The sequence below is a fragment of the Geobacillus sp. DSP4a genome (genome assembly GCF_013096875.1).
In the GTDB taxonomy this organism is placed as follows: domain Bacteria; phylum Bacillota; class Bacilli; order Bacillales; family Anoxybacillaceae; genus Geobacillus; species Geobacillus thermophilus.
Genome location: NZ_SDLD01000182.1, coordinates 1 through 545, shown reverse-complemented (window position 1 = coordinate 545; position 545 = coordinate 1). Strand labels below are relative to the sequence as shown.

The following is a 545-nucleotide window of genomic DNA, read 5'->3' as shown; positions in this document are numbered from 1 at the left end:
GGAATTGGAGCAGTTAATCGAAGAAGTCGACCAGCACATCGACCGCCTGCTCGAGCCGTATCGGGAGGAAGTGGACTTACTGATGACCATGCCTGGAATCAAAAAACAAACCGCCGCCGTCATCATAGCCGAGATGGGAACCGACATGAGCGTCTTTGAAACGCCGGAACGGGCGGCTTCATGGACTGGATTGTCCCCCGGCAACCATGAAAGCGCCGGAAAGCGAAAGAGCACGCGCACGACAAAAGGCAATCCCCATCTCCGATCGGCGTTATGCGAGGCGGCATGGTCAGCAGCTCGATCCAAGACGCATCCCTTGTCCCGAAAGTTTTGGTCGTTGGCGGCCCGGTGCGGGAAGAAAAAAGCCCTCATCGCCATTGCTCGGCGGATGTTGGTGATCATCTTTTGCATGATCTCCCGCAAAGAGCCGTTCCGCCAACCACAACTTATTTAGTCTAGCCAAAAGGCAGACAGGTTATACGAGATGCCTAAAATCGGGCACCTCTGCTTTCCTATTGCCTTTTTTGGCCATTTTCAGTATACCC

The 545-nt window shown here is 53.9% G+C and carries 1 protein-coding gene; it reads left to right on the top strand.

All coding sequences use genetic code 11. The features are described 5' to 3' along the window. A partial coding sequence (locus ETC02_RS16905; protein ID WP_171698469.1) for a transposase occupies positions 1–454 on the top strand: 454 nt, incomplete at its 5' end. Between the last annotated feature and the right edge of the window lie 91 nt (positions 455–545).